Genomic DNA, 22,621 nt, shown 5'->3' with positions numbered 1-22,621 from the left:
AGGGGCAGCGCCCCTTTTGACCTCAGAGGATGCCGGGCAGGTTCAGCCCGTGCTCGCGCGCGCAGTCCTTGGCGATATCGTATCCCGCATCCGCATGGCGCATGACACCGGTTGCCGGATCGTTCCACAGAACGCGGCCAATGCGGCGCTCGGCGTCGTCACTGCCATCACAGCAGATCACCACGCCGGAATGCTGCGAAAAGCCCATGCCAACGCCGCCGCCATGATGCAGCGACACCCAGGTGGCACCCGATGCGGTGTTCAGCAGCGCATTCAGAAGCGGCCAGTCGGACACTGCGTCCGAGCCATCCAGCATCGATTCCGTTTCGCGGTTGGGCGACGCCACCGAGCCGCTATCCAGATGGTCACGGCCAATCACCACTGGCGCCGACAGCTCACCCGTGCGGACCATTTCGTTGAAGGCAAGGCCCGCCTTGTGACGGTCACCCAGGCCGATCCAGCAGATCCGCGCCGGCAGCCCCTGAAAGGCAATCCGCTCCTGCGCCATGTCCAGCCAGCGGTGCAGGCCTTCGTTCTCGGGGAACAGCTCCTTCATCTTGGCGTCGGTCTTGCGGATATCTTCCGGGTCGCCCGACAGGGCTGCCCAGCGGAACGGGCCGATGCCGCGGCAGAACAGCGGGCGGATATAGGCGGGCACGAAGCCGGGGAAGTCGAATGCGTTCTCCAGCCCCTCCTCCAGCGCCATCTGACGGATGTTGTTGCCGTAATCCACCGTGGGCACGCCCATCGCGTGGAAATCGCACATCGCCTTCACTTGCACCTTCATCGAGGCGCGGGCGGCTTTCTCAACCGCTTTCTTGTCGTTCTCGCGGCGCTCTTTCCATTCACCCATGGTCCAGCCCAGCGGCAAGTAGCCGTTCACCGGATCGTGCGCCGAGGTCTGGTCGGTGACGATATCGGGGCGGATGCCGCCTGCTTCCGCACGCTTCACCAGCTCCGGGAAAATCTCAGCCGCATTGCCCAGAAGGCCCACGGATTTCGCCTCGCCCGCTTTGGTCCAGCGCGCGATCATCTCCAGCGCCTCGTCCAGGGTTTCGGCTTTTTCGTCCAGGTATTTGGTGCGCAGGCGGAAGTCGATGCTGTCAGGGTTGCACTCCACCGCCAGGCAGCTGGCCCCGGCAAAGACAGCCGCCAAAGGCTGCGCGCCGCCCATGCCGCCAAGGCCGCCGGTCAGGATCCACTTGCCCTTGAGACTGCCGCCAAAATGCTGGCGGCCGGCCTCGGCAAAGGTTTCATAGGTTCCTTGCACGATCCCTTGCGTGCCGATGTAGATCCAGGACCCCGCGGTCATCTGGCCGTACATCATCAGGCCCTTCTTATCGAGCTCGTTGAAGTGGTCCCAGTTGGCCCAATGCGGCACCAGATTGGAGTTGGCGATCAGCACCCGCGGCGCGTCCTTGTGGGTCTGGAATACGCCGACCGGCTTGCCCGACTGCACCATCAGGGTCTGGTCTTCCTCCAGGTTCTTCAGGGTCTCGACGATCAGGTCGAAATCCTGCCAGGTGCGCGCGGCGCGGCCGATGCCGCCATAAACCACCAGCTCATGCGGGTTTTCGGCCACATCGGGATGCAGGTTGTTCATCATCATCCGCATCGGCGCCTCGGTCATCCAGGACTTGGCGGTGATTTCCGGGCCGGTGGGCGGGAAGATGTCGCGGGTGTTCTTGCGGGGATCGCTCATGCCGAGGGCCTCCAGTTTTTGAGATCAGTCAGAATTTTGGTGAGATGGGCGCGCAAAACGTCCGCGCGTTCGGGCAGATAGGTCCAAGGGGGGCTTTCCTGGCAGTAGGTGGCCTGCGCCAGCTCCATCTGGATGGCGTGCAGACCATCTGCGGGCCGCCCGTAATGGCGGGTGGTCCAGCCACCCTTGAAGCGCCCGTTGAGGGTGGAGGTATAACCCTCCGCCGCCTCGCAATGGGCCACGGTCAGCGCCTCGATTTCGGGGTCGCAAGTCGTGCCCATGTTGGTGCCGGTGTTGAAATCCGGCAATCGGCCCTCGAACAGAAACGGGATATCGCCCCGGATCGAGTGGCAGTCATAGAGGATCGCAAAGCCATGGATTGCTTTCACCCGCCGCAGCTCCGCCGCCAAGGCCGCATGGTACGGTGCGTGATAGGCATCGCAGCGGCGGGCGGTTTCTGCATCGTCCGGCGCCATTCCATCGCTCCAGATCGGCAACCCGTCAAAATCCGTGAGCGGCACCAAAGTGGTGGTGTTTTGCCCCGGATAGAGACTGATACCACCCGGATCGCGATTCACGTCGATCACATAGCGGTGGATCGGAGTACGGACGGTAGTGATGTCTTCCACCAACCCGGCATAGAGATCATGGATATGCCAGTCTGTGTCGGCCAGCGCCCGGCCCGTCTCATTGAGGCAGTCCCAGATTTCCGGCGGCACATCGGTGCCGGTGTGGGGCAGCCCCAGCACCAGCGGCGAGGCGCCTTGGGTCACCTCGATCATGCTGTCACCTTCACACCTGCGGCATCCGCCACGCGGCCCGCGCGCACCATCGCGCTCGCATCTTCGATGTCCGGGGCCAGATAGCGGTCCTCGGCCAGCGCGGGGATATCCGCGCGCAGCATCGCCAGAACGTCCTGCAGGCGCGCTGAGGTCTTGAGCGGCGCCCGCGCCTCCACCCCTTGTGCGGCGCAGAGCATTTCGACGCCCAGGATCACCGACAGGTTGGCGTTCATCCGTCCCAGCCGCAGCGCGCCATGGGCGGCCATTGACACATGGTCCTCCTGGTTGGCGGACGTCGGCGTCGAGTCGGTCACGCAGGGGTTAGCCAAGTGCTTGTTTTCGCTCATCAAAGCGGCTGTGGTCACTTCGGCGATCATGAAGCCGGAGTTGAGGCCCGGGTCCGGAGTCAGGAACGGCGGCAAATCGTGGCTGAGGGTCGGGTCCACCATCAGCGCCACCCGGCGCTGCGCGATGGCGCCGATTTCGGCCACCGCCAGCGCGATCTGGTCAGCAGCAAAGCCCACGTATTCTGCGTGGAAGTTGCCGCCCGAGACGATGCGGCCCTCGTTCACCAGCACCAGCGGGTTGTCGGTGACGGCGTTGGCCTCGATCTCCAGCGTTTTCGCAGCCATGCGCAGCACATCCAGCGCTGCGCCCACCACCTGCGGCTGGCAGCGGATGCAATAGGGATCCTGCACCCGGGTATCATCCTCGCGGTGGCTTTCGCGGATTTCAGACCCGTCCATGATGCCGCGCATCTCGCGCGCCACGTCAATCTGGCCGGCATGGCCGCGCAAGGCATGGATATCGGCAATCAACGGCGCGGTGGAGCCCATGATGGCATCCGTGGAAAGCGAAGCAATGGTCATCGAGGCCTCGGCCATGCGCCAGGCGTCAAACAGCCCGGCCAAGGCGCAGGCGGTGGAGAATTGCGTGCCGTTGATCAGCCCCAGGCCTTCCTTGGGACCCAGAACAATAGGCTCTAACCCGGCCTTTTTCAGCGCTTCTGCACTGGACATGCGGGTGCCGTCATACGTGGCCTCCCCTGCCCCGATCATCGCCGCCGCCATATGCGCCAGCGGTGCTAGGTCGCCCGAAGCGCCCACGGACCCCTGCGACGGGATCACCGGTACCACGCCATGCGCCAGCATCTGTTCGATCTGATCAATCACCAGCCAGCGCACACCCGACGCACCACGCCCCATCGACAGGAGCTTCAGCGTCATCATCAGCCGGGTCTTATCCTCCGGCAGCGCCTCCCCTACTCCGCAGCAATGGCTGAGGATCAGGTTGCGCTGCAGGGTGGCGGTGTCTTCCGGTGCGATCTTGGTCGAGGCCAGCTTGCCGAAGCCGGTGTTGATGCCATAGACCGCCTCTTGTCCGGCTGCCGCCTCTGCCACCATCTGCGCCGCAGCTTCCACCGGTTCACGGGCCGAAGACGCCAGCTTGGCCGGGGTCAGGTTGCGGTAGATATCTTCCAGCGTGGACAGGGTCACTGTGCCGGGGATCATCTCAATCATCGTTTGCCCTCATAGATACGGGAGTGAAGGGGGTTGAAGCCGATGCGGTAGGCCAGTTCGCCGGGCGTTTCCACGTCCCAAACCGCCAGATCGGCACGCATGCCGACGGCAATCTGGCCGCGGTCACTCAGCCCCAGCGCGCGGGCTGCGTGCCGTGTGACGCCTGCCAGCGCTTCCTCCGGCGTCATGCGGAACAGGGTGCAGCCCATGTTCATGGTCAGCAGCAAAGACGTCAGCGGCGAGGAGCCGGGGTTGCAGTCGGTCGCCAGCGCCATCGGCACGCCGTGGGCGCGGAAGTGTTCAATCGGCGGCGCCTGGGTTTCGCGGATAGTGTAAAACGCACCGGGCAGGATCACCGCGACAGAACCGGATGCGGCCATCGCCTTGGCGTCGTCTTCGGTGGCGTATTCCACGTGATCGACTGACAATGCGCCATACTGCGCCGCCAGCGCCGTGCCGCCCTGATGGCTCAGCTGTTCGGCGTGCAGTTTCACTGGCAGGGCCAGCTCCCGTGCCGCCTTGAACACCCGTTCGATCTGCGCGGGCGCAAAGGCGATGTTCTCGCAGAAGCCATCAACCGCATCGACCAGCCCTTCGGCATGGGCCGCACGTAAGGCAGGGATGCAGACCTGATCGATGTAGTCATCGTCACGGCCTTTGTATTCGCCGGGCGTGGCATGCGCACCAAGGAAGGTGGTTTTCGCCGTCACCGGACGCAGCTCTGACAGTCGCCGGGCGGCGCGCAGCATGTTCAGCTCGGTTTCGCGGTCCAGCCCATAGCCGGATTTCACCTCAACCACTGTCGCGCCCTCGGCGATCAGCGCATCGAGCCGCGGCAGCGCGCCCTGCACCAGATCCTCCAGCGATGCGGTGCGGGTTGCGGATACGGTCGAGACGATGCCGCCCCCTGCACGTGCGACGTCTTCGTATGATGCACCATTCAGGCGCATCTCGAACTCCATCGCCCGGTTGCCGCCAAAGACGATATGGGTGTGGCAGTCGATCAGGCCGGGTGTGACCAGACGCCCCGCCATCGAGATGCGCGGCCAATCGGAATAGTCCTTGGGCAGCTGCGCCTCAGACCCGCACCAACGGATCCAGCCGTCATGTACAACAATCAAACCGTCAGGAACCAACCCGTAGGCAGGATCACTTCCGGTCATCGTTGCCAGTGTCGCATCACAGATCAGATAGGAATCGGTGTCGCCCATGGCATCCTCGCAAAAACGCTTGATAGAGGGAATGTATGGATCTAATGTTGTTATGTCTATACATATGGGGATCTGATGCAGACAATTTTTGCCCAACACGCGCGGATGCCTCAGGGCTGGGTTACCGATATGCGGCTCACGATTGAGGCAGGGAAGATCGCAACGCTTGAGCCTGGTGCGGCTGTGCAGCCACAGGATCATCGGGTCGGGGCGTTGGTGCCGGCACTGGCCAACCTGCATTCTCATAGCTTTCAGCGGGCGATGGCAGGAATGACCGAAACCCGCGTGTCCGGGCGGGACAGCTTCTGGTCCTGGCGCAAGCTGATGTATCAATTCGTCGATCACCTGACGCCTGAGCAGTATGAGGCGATTGCCGCGCTTGTTTTCATGGAAATGCTGGAAGCAGGGTATGCGTCGGTGGGGGAATTCCACTATGTGCATCATCAGCCGGGCGGTCAGCCCTATGAGGTGCTGGGTGAGTTGAGCCATCGCGTGTTTGCCGCTGCGGATTTGACCGGAATCGGACTGACTCATCTGCCGGTGCTGTATACTTACGGCGGCGCGGGGCAGGCACCTTTGGGCGGTGGGCAGCAACGGTTCGGCAATGATGTGACGCGCTATGCAAACCTTCTGTCCGACTGTCGCACCACTGCGCGTGAGCTTTTGCCGATGGATGCGCGGGTTGGCATAGCGCCCCATTCACTGCGTGCGACCGCGCCGGATGAACTGGCCGAGGTGCTCACCTTGCGTGCAGAAAGCCCGGTTCACATCCATATCGCTGAACAGCCGCAGGAGGTCGCAGATATCGGCGGATGGCTGGGAGAGCGACCGGTGCAGTGGTTGCTGAACAACTGCGCGGTCGACAAGGATTGGTGCCTCATCCACGCGACTCATATGACGGAGCAGGAAACCCATGACCTGGCGCGCAGCGGGGCGGTGGCTGGGCTCTGTCCGATAACCGAGGCAAATCTGGGTGACGGGCCGTTTAATGGCGCATTGTTCCAGAACAACGGCGGTCGCTTTGGTGTGGGGTCGGATTCAAATATCAGAATTTCCCTCAGCGAAGAACTGCGGCTGCTGGAATACTCGCAACGGCTGCGTGATCTCGCCCGCAATGTAATGGTGCCGGAGGAAGGATCTGTCGGCGCGGCCCTCTATCTTGGTGCGGCTTGCGGGGGCGCTCAGGCTCTGGGGCGTGACGCCGGCCGACTTGAAGTTGGGGCACTGGCGGATCTGATGGCCTTTGACACCACCGATGTCACACTCTGCGCATTGCGCCCGGATCAGTTTCTGGATGGGCTGTGTTTTGCTGCCGACGATTCTGTGATCCGCGATGTCTGGTCGGCGGGGCGCCACGTAGTGACGGGCGGACGCCATGCGAACCGCGAACAGATTATCGCCCGCTATACCTCTGCAGTGGCTGCGCTTCTTAGCGCGCTTTGATGGCGCATGGGGTTGCGGCACAGGATGGCCTGTGGCAGCGGTTAAGCAGGATACCAGCGGGGGCAGACGCATGACAGAACGGACAAAGACCGGCTTTCAGGATGTCCGTGATGAGGTGCTGAAACGCATTCAGGACCGGGTCTGGGGGCAGGGTGATCTTCTGCCAACCGAACAGGATCTTGCAGAAGAATTTGGTTGCGCCCGCGCCACAGTAAATCGCGCGCTGCGGGAGTTGGCTGACCGCGGTATCATCGACCGCAAACGCAAAAGCGGCACACGGGTGGCAGTGTTACCCGTGAAACAAGCCAAGCTCGAGATCACCCTGACCCGCCAGCTGGTTGAGGATCGCAACGCCATCTACCGCTATGCGCTGGTGCATCGGGAGGAGATACCGGCTCCGGGATGGTTGGCCTCGCAGCTTCAGCTGGCTGCGGACACTCCTGTGCTACATATCCGTGCGATGCACTATGGAGACAATCAACCATTTCAGTTCGAAGATCGCTGGATCAACATTGCAGCAGTACCCAGCGTTGCAGAGGCCGATTTCAGTGTGGTCGGGCCCAATGAATGGCTATTGGCCGAGGTGCCGTTTTCGACGGCGGAACTCAGCTTCGGGGCGATCGCTGCTGATGCGGCGCTTGCCGAATACCTTGCTTGCCCGATTGCTGCGCCGTTGTTTCAGATGGAACGCACGACGTGGTTTCAGGCGCAGCCGGTGACCTTTGTCAGGATGAGTTTTCATCCGGGCTATCAGATGCGCAGCCGCTACTGAACGGGCGCGTTGCTGCGCTTAGCCGGTTGGCTTGTATTGACCAAGCCCCCGTCACGGGGATATGGCGAGCGCATGGAAAAAAAGAAAATCTCCCGTCAGCAGGTCTACACGCTTGTGGTGCAGATCGGGCGCAAGGAAGGCGATGGCCTTCCCGAAGGGGCAACTGGTGCGGCCCTTATGATCTACGCTTCTGGCGTTGATGAGGCTGAGGCCGTGCGTGAAACCGTTGCAATCCTGAAGCAGGCCGACACCGCGCCACTGGATGTCACCGGCTATGGGACTTTGGCTGAGCGTGAGGCCGAGGACCAAGACATCTCGGACGAGGAGCGCGAGCTTATGCAGCGGGCGCTGGACGAGAATTCGGTGATCGTCGCGCAGATGACGCCGTTTTTCGAGGATGGACCTGCAACCCTGCACTGACGGCGGGCGTGTCTCTGGCGTCAGTGGCTATAGTGGGATCGTGGACCAGACCACCTTGGTCAGATTTGGTCAGGGCGCCTTGCCGAACCACTTGCGATAAATGTCGCCATATTCCCCGTTTTCGCGCAGGGCCAGCAGGGCGCGGTTGATCTCTTCCAGATGCGGTGAGCTGTCCGGCAACAACAGGCCATAGTCCTCGCGCAGAAACACCTGGCCGACCGCACGTCCATGCAGGCGACCGTTGTCTTCCATATAGTGATCCAGCACGGGTGCATCGAACACCACGACCCGTGTGTTGCCGGTTTCGAAATCGTGCAGCAGTGAGGCCAGATCCGAGAACCCGCGATAGCTGATGTCGCGCCGCTCAAGGAAGCGCGCGGCTGTGGACTCCGCGAGGGTGCCGACGTCCTTGTCGTAGAGATCGTTGACAGAATTGATAGACCCGCTGATCGCCTCAACCGTCATGACGGCGGTGATCTTAGCCACGAAGAGGGACACCACGAATAGTGAGGAAACAACGAGAATCACGCCAAAGATCCGCCCAATCGGCGTGCGTGGTACCCGCTCCTCAAACCCGCCGTTGACGACCAGGTTCAGGGCCCACCAGAATGACGGGAACCAGGCCTCTTTTAGGGGCCGGTCGAAATAGGGCTGTGCGCGCCGCTCCAGCCCCCACATCAGCATGCCACCGCCCATCAGCAAGACGACCGCAATGGCGATGGCAATCATCAGATCGGCGGAGAACAGCACCCGGATCAGTGACGGGGCACGTACGTCAGCCGCCGCCACCATGATCCGCAGACCGCTTTCGAAAATTGGGTGACTGAAATCCATATCGGTTTCGCGCGCTGCGGTGATGGAGATATTGGCTGCCGCCATATCCACCTCGCCAGTGCGCACCATTTCCAGCATTTCGCCAAAGGTATCGGTGCGGACGAGCTGATAATCCCAACCCAACCGGTCGGTCAGGCTACGCACCAGATCAATAGAGAACCCGGTTTCACGGTCCCCTTCCATCATCGAAAATGGAGGTCGCGTTACGGTGCTGACGGTCAGGGTTTCGGCAGTCGCCGCGAGCCCCCACAACAGGTAGATCAGAACAAAAGGAGCAAAAAAACGGCGCAACGGAACGATAGAACCCCATGAGACATCATTCGTTTTGTCCTTAGAATGTCCCAAAGCCTCAGGCAAGTGTCGCGGTCAGGCGATGCGCCGTTCTGCCAGAACTGCGGCATCAAAGCTGCGCAGCAGGGGGGCCGGGTCCACAGCATGTTCGGGGATCATATTGCGATCCAGATGGGCCAGCGCGCTGGCCTCATAGGCGCCGCGCTTGCGGCGCAGGCGACCCAGATACAGGCTTTCGACGGCCGTGCCCGCCGCAATGAAGCGCTGATGACGTGGCAATATTAGCTGAGTCAGTTCAATCAGCGGACAAGGTCCGCTAGGTCTGCTGTACAGCTCACCCTTCGCTGGTGCGGCTACCGCAGTCCCCTGAAGCATCTCTGCCGTCAGGCGAACATCCGGGCGACCAAAGAGGTAATCCACATCCGTGCCGGAGATTACCAGCCGCTGTTGTGGCGCCAGCAGGAGATCCCCTGTCAGCCCAAAAAATGGCGCCCGCAGACGCATGGGAGCATCGTGACCAATGGCTGGGGCACGGCGGTCGAGACGATACAGAACAGGCACGGCATCGCCCTCTGGCGTCAGCACCAGATCTCCGCGCCGCAGCAGTCCCAGCGATTTCTCTCCATCTGGTGTGGCAATCTTTGTCTGCGGTATCAGCCCGGCAAGCGGCGTTAACGGTACAATGTCGGAGTTCAGCGAAACTGCCCGCAGCCCGCAGGCCTCCGCTGTGGTTGGCAGCACCGACAGAAGTGTTTTTGCATCCTGCGCCCGCAATGGTGGGGGCGATGAAATATCCACGGTCGCGATGTTTCCGCCCGAGCCGGTCATCAGGGCCAACCGCCCCCACCGCAACAGGCTGTCCCAGGAATAGATCAGCCGCGCCGCATCGCTTTCGGTGCTTTGGGTGGTATCGGCAACAATACGGTGCTCCAGTTCACAGCCCGACTGGCAAAGCGTCAGCGTGATGCCGCGGCCCAGATGTCGCCGAAGGCGCAGTAAAAGCGGCCAGCCCTCCGAATCCTCTATTGTCCGCTCCAGCAGGAGCAAATCACCGCTTGGGCGGGCCTCATCCAGGGACAAATCCAGACATAGGCTGCCCCTTGTCATCAGGGCGTTGTCTGGGCGGGCGGGGCCGCAGATGTTCTGGGGCACCGCCAGTGCGGTATCATTCCGATCGATGCTACGTGCCGCCATCCAGCCCATCAGATCAGCGTGTCAAGCGTGGCTGAGAGTAGGCGGGCTTCATAGCTGCGCAGGCTGGGGCGGACTGCCGGGCCGTAACCCTCGCCGGTGCAGGGGTCGAGGTCCGGGAACAGCGCTTGCAGTTCGTTCAGGACGTCATGGTCGAACTGCCGACTGGTTTGCGGACCGGGCAGGAAGCTCTCGGTCACCAATCCCTCGCTGGTGACAAGCTGGTGATCATCGAACAGCACATGGACATAGGTGACCTCACCGCCAGGCTTGCGTGTGATCGAATGATCATTGATCAGATCTTTGGCCGCGACCAGCACCTCATGCGCGCCAAACAGCATTTCCGCCATCCCGTTGCTCAGCAATACGCGGTGCTGTGGCGACACCCAGAGGTCGTTATGATTGCCAAGCGCGCCAGCCCTGATTCGAATCGGCGCAAAACGGCCCTGCGCCTGGACACGCCGCGAGCCGATCCAGCGCAGGGGTTGCAAGCCATCGTCACGGGTCATGACAAGATCACCGGGTTGCAGAGTTTCGACAGAGACCAGCCCCCTGTCGGTCAGCAGGCGGCTGCCGGCCACGAAACAGGGGATGCTTGTTGCCTCCACATAGCCGACATCGCTGTTGGTGCCATTGCTGGCCGTATAGGTGAAGGCGAAGTCTTCCACATCGCCGTCACCGATCAGGGTCAAGGTGCCATTTGCGTTGAGCTGGACCTGCTGGCCGGTGCCCAGTGTAATCACATCCCCTGCAACAACGGCGGTGCCGTTGATATGCGTGATGGTCAGTGCTGTTGCCGAGTTGTTGGTATCATTGGCCAGTACATTGACCACCCGCGATCCGTTGGCGTCAACGCGGACGGTATCGGTTTCTGCGATCACATCGGTCTGCGCGGAGTCTGCGGCGATCAGCAAGTTGCTGTCATAGCTGCCGTCCGACACATCGGCGATGCCGATCCGGATGGTGTTTTCCACACCGGGATCGACCTGCATGGTCAACGTCATGGTGACGGTCAGACCGTCCATCTCAGTATTGTAGTCGTCGTTGGCGTTGTCGAGGTAGATGTTGGAATTATTGCCGGAGTTCACATTGCCCGGATCCGCGTCGCCATTGCCGATCTCCAGGTTCACCATCTGGCCATTTACCCAAACGCCGACGAAATCCTGAAATACTGAGTCCTGGTATTCAGGGTACTCCTCAGAGGCAAAGACGAACTGCATCGTCATGACCGATCCATCGGGCACAAACGTGACATCCAGATAAGAGGCGTCGAACGTCCGTGTGCCCGCGGCCGCGTTGAAGGCGGGATCATCGTTGGGACCGTCGCTGGCGGTGGTCTGATTGTTGGACTGATTGGCCTCACCGGTCGAGTTGGTATAGGCGCTGGCCTGGCCTGTGGAGAGGATGATGCCGGTATCGGAGGGCGTCGCGCCGGGTGCGATTGTATCGCCGTCGGAATAAATCGCCGAGGCACGGGTATCGCCGGTGTAGCTGGCGTCTACCACCTGCACACTATCGCCAAAGATGGTCTCGGCCATCTGCTCCGCAGTCGCGTTGATGTTGTATGTCAGCTCGGATGCTGCAACCATGGCTCTGTCTCACCTTTGCACGATGAGGCACCGCATGGTTCCGGTACGTGGCTCCGCTGCGGCGGTTGCCGATTGCGTCCCGCTCCCCTCCAATAAAGATGAGATAACGCGCTGTCCGGTCTGCTCTGTGGCCCCGTTGTTACGGTGGTTTCACAGCATCTGATGCTCTGCCTCGAGTCGTAATTAAGGTTTCATTAACATTTTCACCGGCGGTTTGTCCGGCCCGCTCGGACGGTACGGCGGAATAACGCAGGTCTGCGCGGCATTTACGCCACAAACCGGTTGCCGGGGCTGAGGTAGTCGCGCGGTGGGCTTGTGGCATCGGCTTTCGTAGGGCGTGGAGGTTTGCACCATGGCCTGAACCGGGGTAGCCAGAGGTCGCAGACCAGGGCCAGAGACTCGCGGCCCATATCCGGAGGATCCAAATGACGCATTCGCCACTCGACCCGCAACAGTTGACCGCCGATCTGATCCGCTGTGCCTCTGTCACACCGGAGGAGGGCGGTGCGCTGGTCCTTCTGGACAAGGTGCTGAGTGCGGCTGGCTTTACCTGTACCCGTGTGGATCGTGGCGAGGTCAGCAATCTGATTGCCCGCTGGGGTGACAAGGGGCACCCGCGCACCATGGGCTTCAATGGTCATACCGATGTGGTGCCGGTAGGTGACACGAATGCCTGGACCGTTGACCCTTTTGGTGCCGAGGAGAAAGACGGTTTTCTCTATGGACGTGGGGCGACTGACATGAAATCGGGCGTCGCCGCCTTTGTGGCTGCGGCTATTGATCTGGTGCAGACCACACCGCCCGATGGGGCCATTCTCCTGACCATCACCGGAGACGAAGAAGGTGATGCCATCGATGGCACGACCGCGTTGCTGGACCACATGGACCGCGAGGGCGAACAAATGGCTGTCTGTCTGGTGGGAGAGCCGACCTGCCCCGATGAGATGGGTGAGATGATCAAGATCGGGCGTCGCGGGTCGCTGTCCGCCTGGTTCACGGTCACCGGCGTGCAAGGTCATTCGGCCTATCCTCACCGCGCCAAGAACCCGCTGAATGCTATGGTGCGCCTGATGGACCGCCTTGCCAGCCACGAGTTGGATCAGGGCACGGAGCATTTTGATGCCTCCACCCTTGCGGTGGTGACTATCGATACCGGCAACCCGGCTACCAATGTCATTCCCGCGCAGACGCGCTCCACGGTCAATATCCGTTTTAACGATGCCCATACCGGCGCGGAGCTCAGCGATTGGCTGCGCGCAGAAGCGGCGCGTGCGGCAAAGGATTTTGGTGTTGATATCGCGGTGGAAATCAAAGTCTCCGGCGAGAGTTTCATCACGCCGCCAGGGCCGCTGTCGGATCTTGTCAGCGCCGCAGTCGAGACCGAGACCGGTCGCAAACCTCAGCTGTCCACCACTGGCGGGACCTCGGATGCGCGGTTTGTCAAAAACCACTGCCCGGTGGTTGAAGTAGGTTTGGTCGGAAAAACGATGCATCAGGTCGATGAACGGGTGGAAATTGCCCAGATCCACCAGCTCAAATCGATTTATGGCCGCATCCTGCGCGATTATTTCGACCAAAACTGACCGAATATCAAAAGTGGTACCTGAACAGCGCGCGCCCGGGCAATGACGTCTGCGGCGCGCTTTTCACGATGACCTTGGGGGCTGGGCGTGGTAGCTCAGAAATATGACCCGTATTCCTTCCAAGGCCGAGATCCTCGACTGGATCGCAGCCCATCCGACCCATACCTCAAAACGTGACATTGCCAAAGCATTCGGCATCAAAGGCTCAGACAGAATCGATCTGAAACGGATCCTCAAAGAGCTTGAGGCCGAAGGCCATCTGGAAAAGCGTAAGAAAACCTATCGCGACCCTGAACGCTTGCCCCCGGTCAGCGTGCTGCAGATCAAAGCACCGGATGGAGATGGTGATCTCTTTGCGCGGCCACTGGAATGGCACGGGGAAGGCGTCGAGCCAATTGTACTGGTGATGCCGCGCGCATCAGACCCCGCGCTGGGTGAGGGGGACCGCATACTGGCCCGCCTGACCGTGGTTCAGGATGCCGATTATCACTACGAGGCGCGGTTGATCCGCCGCATCGGCACCAATCCGCGCCGGGTGATCGGCATCTTCCGCAAAGGTGATGAGGGCGGGCGTATCGTGCCCATCGACAAATCAGCCTCCACGGAGTGGGCCGTTGCGGAAAACGCCACGCATGGCGCGCGCGACGGCGAACTGGTGGAGGCGGAACAGGCCGGACCGAAATCGCGTCTCGGACTGCCGCGCGCCCGCGTTGTCGACCGTCTTGGTGATCCGTCAGCGCCCAAGGCCGTGTCGCTGATTGCGATTCATCAGCATGGTATCCCCGATCACTTCCCGGACGATGTCATCGCCGAGGCGGATGCCGCTAAACCCATGGGCCTGAAGGGACGCGAGGATCTGCGGGATCTGCCGTTGATCACCATCGACCCTGCGGATGCGCGGGATCATGACGACGCCTGCTATGCCCATGCCGATGATGATCCCAAGAACCCCGGCGGCCATGTCATCTGGGTCGCGATTGCCGATGTTGCTGCCTATGTGCAGCCGGGCTCGGTGCTGGACCGCGAGGCGCGCAAACGTGGCAATTCCAGTTATTTCCCGGATCGGGTTGTGCCCATGCTGCCGGACAGGTTGTCAGGCGATCTTTGCAGCCTGCACGAAGGGGTGCCGCGGGCCTGCGTTGCAGTGCGGATGCAGATTGATGCAGACGGCAACAAAATCGCCCATCGCTTTGTGCGGGGCTTGATGCGGTCGGCGGCATCCCTGCATTACGCTGAAGTGCAAGAGGCGATGGATGGCGCGCCAACTGATCGCACAGGTCCTTTCCTGGAGCCTGTTATCAAGCCGCTTTACGCCGCCTACGCTGCGCTGGTCAAAGCCCGGGCAGAGCGCCAGCCTCTGGATCTGGACCTGCCGGAACGCAAAATCGTTTTGGATGAGAAAGGTACTGTCGCATCGGTGAATTTCCGCGACCGTCTGGACGCTCATAAGCTGATTGAAGAATTCATGGTGCTGGCCAATGTGGCAGCGGCGGAAACCCTGATCAAGAAACGCACGCCGCTGTTGTTCCGCGTGCATGAGGAACCATCCCCAGAGAAGCTGGAAGCGCTGCGTGAGACCGCCCGTGCGGCGGGGCTTGCGTTGGCCAAGGGGCAGGTCTTGCAGACTCGCCACCTGAATGCGCTGCTGCACGGGGCAGCCGGGACCGATGATGCGGAACTGATCAATATCTCGACTCTGCGATCCATGCAGCAGGCTTATTATGGTCCGGAGAACTTCGGCCATTTCGGTCTGGCCTTGCGCAATTATGCACATTTCACGTCGCCCATCCGCCGTTATGCCGATCTGATCGTCCACCGCGCCCTGATCACCGCTCATGGTTGGGGCGATGACGGGCTGGACACCGCCGAGATCGAACGGCTGGAACAGACCGCGACCCATATCTCGGAGACCGAGCGCCGGTCTATGATGGCAGAACGGGACACCACAGATCGCTATCTTGCCGCCTATCTGGCGGAACGGGTCGGCAATGAATTCGAGGGTCGTATCAGCGGCATTGCCCGCTTTGGCGCCTTTGTGAAACTGGATGAAACCGGGGCCGATGGTCTGGTGCCTGTGCGTTCTATCGGGCGGGAGTTTTTCCATTTTGACGCCGAGGCTGGGACCCTGATGGGCGCCGATACCGGTCTGATCATCGCCATCGGTCAGCGGGTGAAGGTGCGGTTGGCACAGGCCACTCCGGTGACCGGAGGACTGGAGCTGGAGCTTCTGTCGATCGATGACAAACCGATGCCAGCGGGCGGCGGTGGCGGGCGACGCAGCCCGGCGGGTCGATCCGTGAAACGCAAATCCGCCAAGGCGAAGGCGAAGCGCAGCAAGATCAAGCGCAAGGTGGAACGCAAGCGCCGCAGCTGACCTGGCTGCGCTTCGCGGTCCTAGTTGAATCGGTCCGGGTCCCTGCGGGCCCGGTCCGTGGCAGCCTTGGATTTGTGATAGGTCAATGCGTGACGGATCAGCCAGCCGTGGCGAAGGGGCTCCACCTCCTCGACACGGTTGAACAGGACGCCACGGGTCCCGTCGAATCTGTCCCAGGCTGGAAAACGATTGGCAAAATTGTCGATCACTCGGCTCTGGCAGTGAACCAGCAACGCAAATCGCGCCTGATTGGACCGGCCCAGACGCAGCGGGGTGCCCAGCCCGGCGCGCGCGGCCACATAAGACGGCTGTCCCCATTTCAGGGTCTCCGTGACCGGCCCGACATCAGGATCGCTTTCAGCCACATCAAAGATCAGCTCGCGCAATCGCAACAGGCCTTCCTGTGTGCCCGGCGGCGCCTGATCAAAAACGGCGGATATTTCAGCACTGGCAAAGGGGCGGGTCATGTCAGTCTGGCTCCTTGGAAGATGAGTTACCCTGTTCTAGTGGTTACTAATGACAGAAACTGTCATCAGAGGTAGAGATGATGAACCATGTCCCGATCTCATCGTCTTTTTCAGGTTATGCAGCTGCTGCGTCAGGGGGCCGGTCCCGACACCGCCGCTAGATTGGCGCAGGATCTTGGTATTTCTGCCCGAAGTGTTCACCGTGATATCGCTACCCTGCGCGAGATGGGCGCGATTATCGACGGCGAGGCAGGCTATGGTTTCACCTTGATCGAAGACAATGCGCTGCCACCCATGGGCTTTCGCGACACTGAGCTGGAGGCGCTGGTTCTTGGCCTGCGCGAGGTGCAGCAGATTGGCGATCCCGAACTGGCCGATGCTGCCGCCGAGGCCTTGCGCAAGCTGCAGGCGCGCCTGCCGAATCGTCAGGCTCATCGGTTGCGACATGCGGTGTTGTCTGCCTATCGGCTTCAGCGTCCACAGCCGCCGGGGATTGCCTTGGCAGACCTGCGTCGCGCGACATGGGATGAGGTCGAGGTACGGCTGGATTATTGCGATGCAAAAGGCGCCGTCACCCAACGCCAGGTCAAGCCGCTCGGCCTGGTCTATTTTGATCGCTCCACAGTGCTGATTGCCTGGTGCGGGCTGCGAGACGACGTGCGGGTATTTCGCGTTGACCGGATTGCAGGGTTTGAGGCCACAGATGTCAGCTTTCGTCCCCACCGGGTGCGGATGCTGCGGGATGCCCTGGCACAGATGCGCGCCGACCTTGCAGGTTGTGCGCCGCAGGCCGACGCGGGGTCAGACGCTCCAGAGAGGTAGCGCCGCCTTCTGATAAGTCGGCAAGCCTCCGCACACCGGCACGCCGCTGCTTTGAGTGAGGCAGGGATGCGGATAGACTGAGACAGAGCAGAAAAAAATGAGGTGTAAGATGCAGTACGATCTTGGCGCCCGGAGGCACATAGCCCTGACAGCAGCGATGCTTGCGGCCCTGGCTATGACCGATGCCCGCGTTGCGGCCAGCCCCATGCCCACAGCCGATGGACCGCTTGTGGAGATTGCGGCATCCCAACCGCCGCAGGTGTCCTTGCGCCCAACGGCCCGCCCGGTGGCGCCATCGGGCGTGGCAGCTACCCCGTTGCGGCCGCGGATACGCCCGGAGCAACAGGCTCCTGCACCTGCGGAGCCCAGCGTCTCCCCAGCCAAGCAACGCGCCTTTGAGGGCTGGATCGCAGCGTTCCGCCCGCGCGCACGGGCCGAAGGTCTGTCGCAGGCCACTCTGGACCGGGCGCTCTCTGGTGTGGAATTCGATCCGAAGATCGTGCAGCGTGATGGCAATCAATCGGAGTTCGTAACCCCGATCTGGACTTATCTTGAGCGTGCGGTGTCCGACGCGCGCATTCAGAACGGGAAGGCTGCCCTGCGCGACCACGCGCAAACATTGGCCCGCATCGAAGCCAAATATGGCGTCGACAGAGAGGTTGTTGCTGCCGTCTGGGGCATGGAGAGCAACTACGGTACCTTCCGGGGGGAGCGCGATATCATTCGATCGCTGGCGACACTGGCCTTTGACGGGCGGCGCGGTGCGTTTTTCGAAAGCCAGCTGATTGCCGCCTTGCAGATCCTTCAGGCGGGTGATGTGACGCCGGAGGCCATGACCGGCAGCTGGGCCGGGGCAATGGGGCACACGCAATTCATGCCGACTTCCTACTTGGCCTATGCGGTGGACTTCACCGGGGATGGCAAACGCGATATCTGGTCCGATGATCCTGCTGATGCGCTCGCGTCAACCGCCGCCTATCTGAAACGTTTCGGCTGGGTGAAAGACCAACCCTGGGGGCTGGAGGTGCGCCTGCCAACAGGGTTCGACTATGCGCTGGCGGATCGCAAAATCATCAAATCTGCACAGGCCTGGCGGCAGCTGGGGGTGACCAGCGCCGATGGCGGATCCCTGCCAGATCACGGAAAGGGCGCACTGCTGCTGCCTGCCGGTGCGCAGGGGGTTGCCTTCATCGTCTATAGAAACTTCGCCGTGATTGAGCGGTATAATGCGGCGGATGCCTATGTGATTGGTGTGGGGCATCTGAGCGACCGGTTGCGTGGCACGGGACCGATCCGCGCCAGCTGGCCGCGGGACAGCCGTCCCCTGACGTATAAGGAACGGCGCGAGCTGCAGCAGCGGCTGACCGGAGCGGGCTATGGTACCGGCGGAGCGGACGGGCGGATTGGACCGAAGACCCGTGCCGCCCTGCGCGCTTATCAGCTGGCCATGGGGCTGACCCCGGACGGCTACCCGTCACTCTCGGTGCTCAACCGCCTGCGCTGATGGGGCTAGCTAAAGGCGGCTGCGGCAAAAGCAATGGCCAGACCCAACCCCAAACCGCAGAGAGCGGGCAGCACCCAGCCCGTCTTGCCGGACCGGCGGCTGCGGTCACCGGTTTCATGAGTCTGGGCGATCAACGCCTGTTCCACAAGCGCGGGCAGGCGGGGACCAAATCGGGCCATCACCTTGGCCGTGCTCATCAAATCATTGACGACCGCCCGAGGACCGATGGATTTCTTGATGTAATCTTCCACCACTGGGTGAGCTGAGTTCCAGATGTTGATATGCGGATCCAGTGACCGGGCCACGCCTTCGACAACAACCATGGTGCGTTGCAGCAGGATCAGTTCGGTCCGGGTTTCCATGCCAAAACGCTCGGTCACTTCAAACAGGTAGTTCAGCAGTCGCCCCATAGAGATATGGGTGGCATCCATGCCAAAGATCGGTTCCCCAACAGCGCGCAATGCACGGGCAAATTCATCGACATCGCGGTCGGCAGGCACATAGCCTGCCTCGAAATGCACCTCGGCGACGCGCTTGTAATCTCGTTTGATAAAGCCAAAGAGAATCTCGGCGTAGACCCGGCGAGTGTATTCGTCGATATGCCCCATGATGCCGAAATCATAGGCGATGATATCACCGTTGGCCGCGACCTTCAGGTTGCCCTGATGCATATCGGCATGGAAATAGCCATCACGCAGGGCATGGCGCAAAAACAGCGACAGTACCCGTTCAGCCAAAACGGTGCGGTCATGGCCGGCCGCATCCAATGCAGCATTGTCGCCGAGTGGCAGCCCGTCGGCCCAGCCGAGTGTCATCACGCGACGGGCGGAGTGATTCCACAGGATTTGGGGCAGCTGAAAACCCTCGTCATCCTTGGTATTGGCGGCAAATTCGGATGCAGCGGCGCTTTCCAATCGCAGGTCCAGTTCGCCCTGCACAACGCCGTCGAAATGCTTGATCACATCCATCGGCTTAAGCCGCCGCGCGCCAGGGGCAAAGAGATCGGCAATCCGTGCTGCGAAATAGAAGGCATCCACATCCTTGCGGAAGGCGCGTTCAATGCCGGGGCGCAGCACTTTTACGGCAACCTCTTGGTCGGTGTCCCTCAGCCGTGCGCGATGCACCTGCGCAATAGACGCGGCGGCAATGGGTTCGCTGAACTCAGAATAGATCTGATCAACCGACTGTCCGAGTTCCTGTTCGACCTGTGCCATCGCCTCGGCGCGGGAAAATGGGGGCAGTTTGTCCTGTAGCACCCGCAACTGCACCGCGAGATCATCGCCAACCACATCGGGCCGGGTGGACAGAACCTGCCCAAATTTGATGTAGGCAGGCCCCAGCGCGGTCAGCGCGCGGGTGGCCGGTGGCATTGTCGGATCGCCCTTGTACCCCAGCCATTTGAATGGCCAGCCAAGAGTGCGGGCCAGAATGCGCAGGGGTTTGGGCGCCTCAAAGGCATCCAGCACCACGTTCATGGCGCCCGTGCGCTCGAATGTGGCGCCTGTGCGGATCAGGCGGATAATATTGTGGGGGCCACGCATGGTTCAGATCTTCCAGCCAGAGTGCAGCGCGGCAATGCCCAGCGACAGGTTGCGGTATTTGGCATTGGCAAAACCGGCCTCTCGCACCATTGACAGGAATGTGTCCTGATCCGGAAAATTACGTATTGATTCAACTAGATACTGATAGCTGTCATAATCATTCGCAATCATCTGCCCCATGCGGGGAATCACGTTGAAGGAATAGAGGTCATATGCTTTCTGCATGGCCGCGTTAGGCAGCTGGCTGAATTCCAAAACCATCAGGCGCCCTCCGGGTTTCAGAACACGGTAGGCCTCGTTCAGGGCTTCCTGAGGGCGGGTAACATTCCGAATGCCAAAGGAGATGGTGTAGACATCAAAGGTGTTGTCTTTGAACGGCAGCGCCATCGCGTCACCAGTGACCCAGTCCAGACTGTCGGCCATCTGTGCGGCCTCAGCCCGCTTGCGGCCCTCTTCCAGCATCGGGGCTGTCAAATCCAATACGGTGGAATGGCCATAGCCAGCACGCTTCAGGAACCGGAACGAGATATCGCCGGTACCACCGGCCACATCCAGAAGGCATTGACCGGGCCGCGGCGACAGCCAGTCCATCATCGCGTCTTTCCAGATCCGGTGGATGCCCATGCTCATGACGTCATTCATCACGTCGTATTTTGACGCAACTGAGTTGAATACGCCCTGCACGCGCCCTGCCTTTTCCGACTCGGGCACGGTTTCAAACCCGAAATGGGTGGTATCTTGAGATCTCTGGGTCATGCGGCTTGCCGTTTGTTATGAGTCGCCCCAGTTATAGGGCGCTGAGAGGGCGGTACAATGCGGCCCTTCGGCCCCATGTAGATGCAACGTGTCAGGAGGGATGTAATGCCAGAATTGCCCGAGGTCGAGACGGTGCGCCGCGGATTATCCCCCGCGATGGAGGGAGCGGTAATCAAAAAGGCTGCCGTTAACCGGCCCGATCTGCGCTGGCCCTTTCCCGAACGTATGGCCGAACGGCTGACCGGGCGTTGTGTCACCGCGCTCCGGCGGCGCTCCAAGTACATCTTGGCCGATCTGGACAGCGGCGAAACGCTGCTGGTGCATCTTGGCATGTCGGGGCGCATGACCGTCTCTGGTGACCCTCTGGGCCGGTTCGTTCATGACCATCCGAAGGCGCAGAAACACGATCATGTGGTGTTCGATATGGACAATGGCGCGCGCATCACCTTCAACGATCCGCGCCGGTTTGGCGCTATGGACCTGCTGGAGACGGCGACTGCTGATCAACATAAGCTTCTGGCGGTTCTCGGGCCGGAACCGCTGGGCAACAGCTTCCACGAAGAGCACCTGATCGCCGCCTTCAGCGGGCGCAACACTCCAGTGAAATCGGCGTTGCTGGATCAGGGAATCATCGCGGGCCTTGGCAATATCTATGTCTGCGAGGCGTTGTTTCGTGCGGGAATATCGCCCAAGCGCAAGGCCGGACAGATCGCCGCGTCACGGGTTGGCGCCTTGGTTCCGATCATCAAGGACGTGCTGACGGACGCCATCAAGGCGGGTGGCTCATCACTGAAGGATTTCCGCCAAGCCGATGGAGAACTTGGATATTTCCAGCACAGCTTCGATGTCTATGGCCGTGAGGGAGAGCCCTGCCGACGGGCGGGCTGTGGTGGCACCGTGGGTCGGATCACCCAATCGGGGCGCTCTTCCTTCTACTGTGGCAAATGCCAAAGATAGCTTGAATGCGATGTGTCGCGTGATAATGACTCTTCCCTGAACGGAACAACCGAAAGCGACTATCATGGCCTATGAGACGATCAACGTCGAAGTGCAGGACCACGTTTGCCAAATTAAACTGAACCGGCCCGAAGCGTTGAACGCGCTCAATTCCGAGCTTTTGAGTGAGCTTTGCACCGCCTTGGAAGAGGCGGATGCCAGCGACAAGGTGCGCTGCATCATCCTGACCGGGTCGGAAAAGGCCTTCGCTGCAGGGGCCGATATCAAGGAGATGTCGGAAAAGAGCTTTACAGAAGTGTTTTCGACCAATCTGTTTGCGGGTGTGAATGACCGCGTCAGCGCGATCCGTAAGCCGATCATTGCAGCCGTGGCAGGCTACGCGCTGGGCGGCGGATGTGAGCTGGCGATGCTTTGTGATTTCATCATTGCCGCAGATACTGCCAAATTTGGCCAGCCTGAGATCAATCTTGGCGTGATTGCCGGCATCGGCGGTACCCAGCGCCTGACCCGCTTTGTCGGGAAGTCCAAATCCATGGACATGAACCTGACCGGGCGCTTTATGACGGCCGAAGAGGCCGAGCGCGCTGGTTTGGTGTCTCGCGTGGTGCCCGCCAAGAAATTGTTGGATGAAGCCACCGCAGCGGCGCATAAAATTGCCGAGAAGTCCTTGCTGACAGCGATGGCGGTGAAGGAAACCGTGAATCGCAGCTATGAGTTGCCGCTGAGCGAAGGCCTGCTGTTCGAACGCCGCGTATTCCACTCGATGTTTGCCACCGAAGATCAGAAAGAGGGCATGGCCGCTTTCCTGGAAAAACGCGAAGCTCAATTCCGCGACAAGTGAGTCTATTCACAGGCTGCGGTG

19 protein-coding genes are annotated in these 22,621 nt (G+C 61.0%); 9 read left to right on the top strand and 10 right to left on the bottom strand.

Translation table 11 applies throughout. The features are described 5' to 3' along the window. Positions 1-22 precede the first annotated feature (22 nt). From hutU to hutI, 4 genes are read right to left on the bottom strand one after another with little or no spacing between them, the layout of a single operon-like run. Positions 23-1,702, bottom strand: coding sequence for a urocanate hydratase (gene hutU, locus J4721_RS08585; RefSeq protein ID WP_211002608.1), 1,680 nt, complete (start codon positions 1,700-1,702; stop codon positions 23-25). Beyond that, positions 1,699-2,484: an N-formylglutamate deformylase gene (gene hutG / locus J4721_RS08580; protein WP_211002609.1), complete on the bottom strand. Its 786-nt coding sequence runs from the start codon at positions 2,482-2,484 to the stop codon at positions 1,699-1,701. The genes hutU and hutG overlap by 4 nt, the downstream gene beginning before the upstream one ends. Beyond that, a complete protein-coding gene (gene hutH / locus J4721_RS08575; protein ID WP_211002610.1) occupies positions 2,481-4,004 on the bottom strand; it encodes a histidine ammonia-lyase in 1,524 nt (507 codons plus the stop codon). The genes hutG and hutH overlap by 4 nt, the downstream gene beginning before the upstream one ends. After that, positions 4,001-5,215: an imidazolonepropionase gene (gene hutI / locus J4721_RS08570; protein WP_211002611.1), complete on the bottom strand. Its 1,215-nt coding sequence runs from the start codon at positions 5,213-5,215 to the stop codon at positions 4,001-4,003. The genes hutH and hutI overlap by 4 nt, the downstream gene beginning before the upstream one ends. 75 nt (positions 5,216-5,290) lie before the next feature. Between hutI and J4721_RS08565 the strand changes: the two genes are divergently transcribed. The 3 genes from J4721_RS08565 to J4721_RS08555 all read left to right on the top strand — a co-directional run bounded on the left by J4721_RS08565 (position 5,291) and on the right by J4721_RS08555 (position 7,850). Then, positions 5,291-6,658, top strand: a complete 1,368-nt coding sequence (locus tag J4721_RS08565) for a formimidoylglutamate deiminase (RefSeq protein ID WP_102884269.1) — start codon at positions 5,291-5,293, stop codon at positions 6,656-6,658. Between the two features lie 70 nt (positions 6,659-6,728). After that, positions 6,729-7,430, top strand: coding sequence for a GntR family transcriptional regulator (locus J4721_RS08560; RefSeq protein ID WP_199535906.1), 702 nt, complete (start codon positions 6,729-6,731; stop codon positions 7,428-7,430). 72 nt (positions 7,431-7,502) lie between these two features. Then, on the top strand, positions 7,503-7,850 hold the full coding sequence (locus J4721_RS08555; protein ID WP_014881620.1) for a hypothetical protein: 348 nt from the start codon (positions 7,503-7,505) through the stop codon (positions 7,848-7,850). Positions 7,851-7,919: 69 nt separating this feature from the next. On the opposite strand, the gene J4721_RS08550 is transcribed toward J4721_RS08555, so the two are convergent. The 3 genes from J4721_RS08550 to J4721_RS08540 all read right to left on the bottom strand — a co-directional run bounded on the left by J4721_RS08550 (position 7,920) and on the right by J4721_RS08540 (position 11,755). Beyond that, positions 7,920-8,975 (bottom strand): transporter substrate-binding domain-containing protein, encoded by a 1,056-nt coding sequence (locus J4721_RS08550; protein ID WP_211002612.1) that lies wholly within the window; start codon positions 8,973-8,975, stop codon positions 7,920-7,922. Between the two features lie 75 nt (positions 8,976-9,050). After that, the gene (locus J4721_RS08545) at positions 9,051-10,169 is read right to left on the bottom strand and encodes a Hint domain-containing protein (RefSeq protein ID WP_247656007.1); all 1,119 of its coding nucleotides are present in this window, start codon (positions 10,167-10,169) and stop codon (positions 9,051-9,053) included. Positions 10,170-10,177: 8 nt separating this feature from the next. Beyond that, positions 10,178-11,755: a Hint domain-containing protein gene (locus tag J4721_RS08540; RefSeq protein WP_211002614.1), complete on the bottom strand. Its 1,578-nt coding sequence runs from the start codon at positions 11,753-11,755 to the stop codon at positions 10,178-10,180. Positions 11,756-12,180: 425 nt separating this feature from the next. On the opposite strand from J4721_RS08540, the gene dapE reads away from it, so the two are divergent. Next, a complete protein-coding gene (gene dapE, locus J4721_RS08535; protein ID WP_014876521.1) occupies positions 12,181-13,338 on the top strand; it encodes a succinyl-diaminopimelate desuccinylase in 1,158 nt (385 codons plus the stop codon). A gap of 103 nt (positions 13,339-13,441) precedes the next feature. Next, positions 13,442-15,712, top strand: a complete 2,271-nt coding sequence (rnr, locus tag J4721_RS08530; protein WP_211002615.1) for a ribonuclease R — start codon at positions 13,442-13,444, stop codon at positions 15,710-15,712. A gap of 20 nt (positions 15,713-15,732) precedes the next feature. On the opposite strand, the gene J4721_RS08525 is transcribed toward rnr, so the two are convergent. Continuing rightward, on the bottom strand, positions 15,733-16,179 hold the full coding sequence (locus J4721_RS08525) for a DUF1801 domain-containing protein (RefSeq protein ID WP_014876523.1): 447 nt from the start codon (positions 16,177-16,179) through the stop codon (positions 15,733-15,735). An 87-nt stretch (positions 16,180-16,266) separates the two neighbouring features. Here J4721_RS08525 and J4721_RS08520 point away from each other — a divergent pair, with 87 nt between their 5' ends. Further along, positions 16,267-17,001: a YafY family protein gene (locus tag J4721_RS08520; protein WP_211002616.1), complete on the top strand. Its 735-nt coding sequence runs from the start codon at positions 16,267-16,269 to the stop codon at positions 16,999-17,001. Positions 17,002-17,110: 109 nt separating this feature from the next. After that, complete coding sequence (locus J4721_RS08515) at positions 17,111-18,505, top strand: lytic murein transglycosylase (protein ID WP_102875268.1); 1,395 nt, start codon at positions 17,111-17,113, stop codon at positions 18,503-18,505. 5 nt (positions 18,506-18,510) lie between these two features. Here the strand turns inward: J4721_RS08515 and ubiB are convergent, their stop codons facing one another. Next, positions 18,511-20,046: a 2-polyprenylphenol 6-hydroxylase gene (gene ubiB / locus J4721_RS08510; protein WP_211002617.1), complete on the bottom strand. Its 1,536-nt coding sequence runs from the start codon at positions 20,044-20,046 to the stop codon at positions 18,511-18,513. Positions 20,047-20,049: 3 nt separating this feature from the next. Beyond that, positions 20,050-20,802, bottom strand: a complete 753-nt coding sequence (gene ubiE / locus J4721_RS08505; RefSeq protein WP_102875270.1) for a bifunctional demethylmenaquinone methyltransferase/2-methoxy-6-polyprenyl-1,4-benzoquinol methylase UbiE — start codon at positions 20,800-20,802, stop codon at positions 20,050-20,052. Positions 20,803-20,907: 105 nt separating this feature from the next. On the opposite strand from ubiE, the gene mutM reads away from it, so the two are divergent. Beyond that, entirely contained in the window at positions 20,908-21,759 is an 852-nt protein-coding gene (mutM, locus tag J4721_RS08500) for a bifunctional DNA-formamidopyrimidine glycosylase/DNA-(apurinic or apyrimidinic site) lyase (RefSeq protein WP_102855768.1), read from the top strand. 64 nt (positions 21,760-21,823) lie between these two features. Next, on the top strand, positions 21,824-22,600 hold the full coding sequence (locus J4721_RS08495; RefSeq protein ID WP_014876529.1) for an enoyl-CoA hydratase: 777 nt from the start codon (positions 21,824-21,826) through the stop codon (positions 22,598-22,600). Positions 22,601-22,621 lie beyond the last annotated feature (21 nt).

The organism is Phaeobacter sp. HS011, from assembly GCF_018101215.1.
Classification (GTDB): domain Bacteria; phylum Pseudomonadota; class Alphaproteobacteria; order Rhodobacterales; family Rhodobacteraceae; genus Phaeobacter; species Phaeobacter inhibens.
The sequence above is the reverse complement of the archived record's forward strand: the minus strand, read 5'-3'. Positions and strand labels throughout refer to the sequence as shown.

Bases quoted from the DNA above. Each gene is read 5' to 3' on its own strand.
- hutU (WP_211002608.1), bottom strand. From the start codon at position 1,702: ATGAGCGATCCCCGCAAGAACACCCGCGACATCTTCCCGCCCACCGGC.
- hutG (WP_211002609.1), bottom strand. From the start codon at position 2,484: ATGATCGAGGTGACCCAAGGCGCCTCGCCGCTGGTGCTGGGGCTGCCC.
- hutH (WP_211002610.1), bottom strand. From the start codon at position 4,004: ATGATTGAGATGATCCCCGGCACAGTGACCCTGTCCACGCTGGAAGAT.
- hutI (WP_211002611.1), bottom strand. From the start codon at position 5,215: ATGGGCGACACCGATTCCTATCTGATCTGTGATGCGACACTGGCAACG.
- J4721_RS08565 (WP_102884269.1), top strand. From the start codon at position 5,291: ATGCAGACAATTTTTGCCCAACACGCGCGGATGCCTCAGGGCTGGGTT.
- J4721_RS08560 (WP_199535906.1), top strand. From the start codon at position 6,729: ATGACAGAACGGACAAAGACCGGCTTTCAGGATGTCCGTGATGAGGTG.
- J4721_RS08555 (WP_014881620.1), top strand. From the start codon at position 7,503: ATGGAAAAAAAGAAAATCTCCCGTCAGCAGGTCTACACGCTTGTGGTG.
- J4721_RS08545 (WP_247656007.1), bottom strand. From the start codon at position 10,169: ATGGCGGCACGTAGCATCGATCGGAATGATACCGCACTGGCGGTGCCC.
- J4721_RS08540 (WP_211002614.1), bottom strand. From the start codon at position 11,755: ATGGTTGCAGCATCCGAGCTGACATACAACATCAACGCGACTGCGGAG.
- dapE (WP_014876521.1), top strand. From the start codon at position 12,181: ATGACGCATTCGCCACTCGACCCGCAACAGTTGACCGCCGATCTGATC.
- rnr (WP_211002615.1), top strand. From the start codon at position 13,442: ATGACCCGTATTCCTTCCAAGGCCGAGATCCTCGACTGGATCGCAGCC.
- J4721_RS08525 (WP_014876523.1), bottom strand. From the start codon at position 16,179: ATGACCCGCCCCTTTGCCAGTGCTGAAATATCCGCCGTTTTTGATCAG.
- J4721_RS08520 (WP_211002616.1), top strand. From the start codon at position 16,267: ATGTCCCGATCTCATCGTCTTTTTCAGGTTATGCAGCTGCTGCGTCAG.
- J4721_RS08515 (WP_102875268.1), top strand. From the start codon at position 17,111: ATGCAGTACGATCTTGGCGCCCGGAGGCACATAGCCCTGACAGCAGCG.
- ubiB (WP_211002617.1), bottom strand. From the start codon at position 20,046: ATGCGTGGCCCCCACAATATTATCCGCCTGATCCGCACAGGCGCCACA.
- ubiE (WP_102875270.1), bottom strand. From the start codon at position 20,802: ATGACCCAGAGATCTCAAGATACCACCCATTTCGGGTTTGAAACCGTG.
- mutM (WP_102855768.1), top strand. From the start codon at position 20,908: ATGCCAGAATTGCCCGAGGTCGAGACGGTGCGCCGCGGATTATCCCCC.
- J4721_RS08495 (WP_014876529.1), top strand. From the start codon at position 21,824: ATGGCCTATGAGACGATCAACGTCGAAGTGCAGGACCACGTTTGCCAA.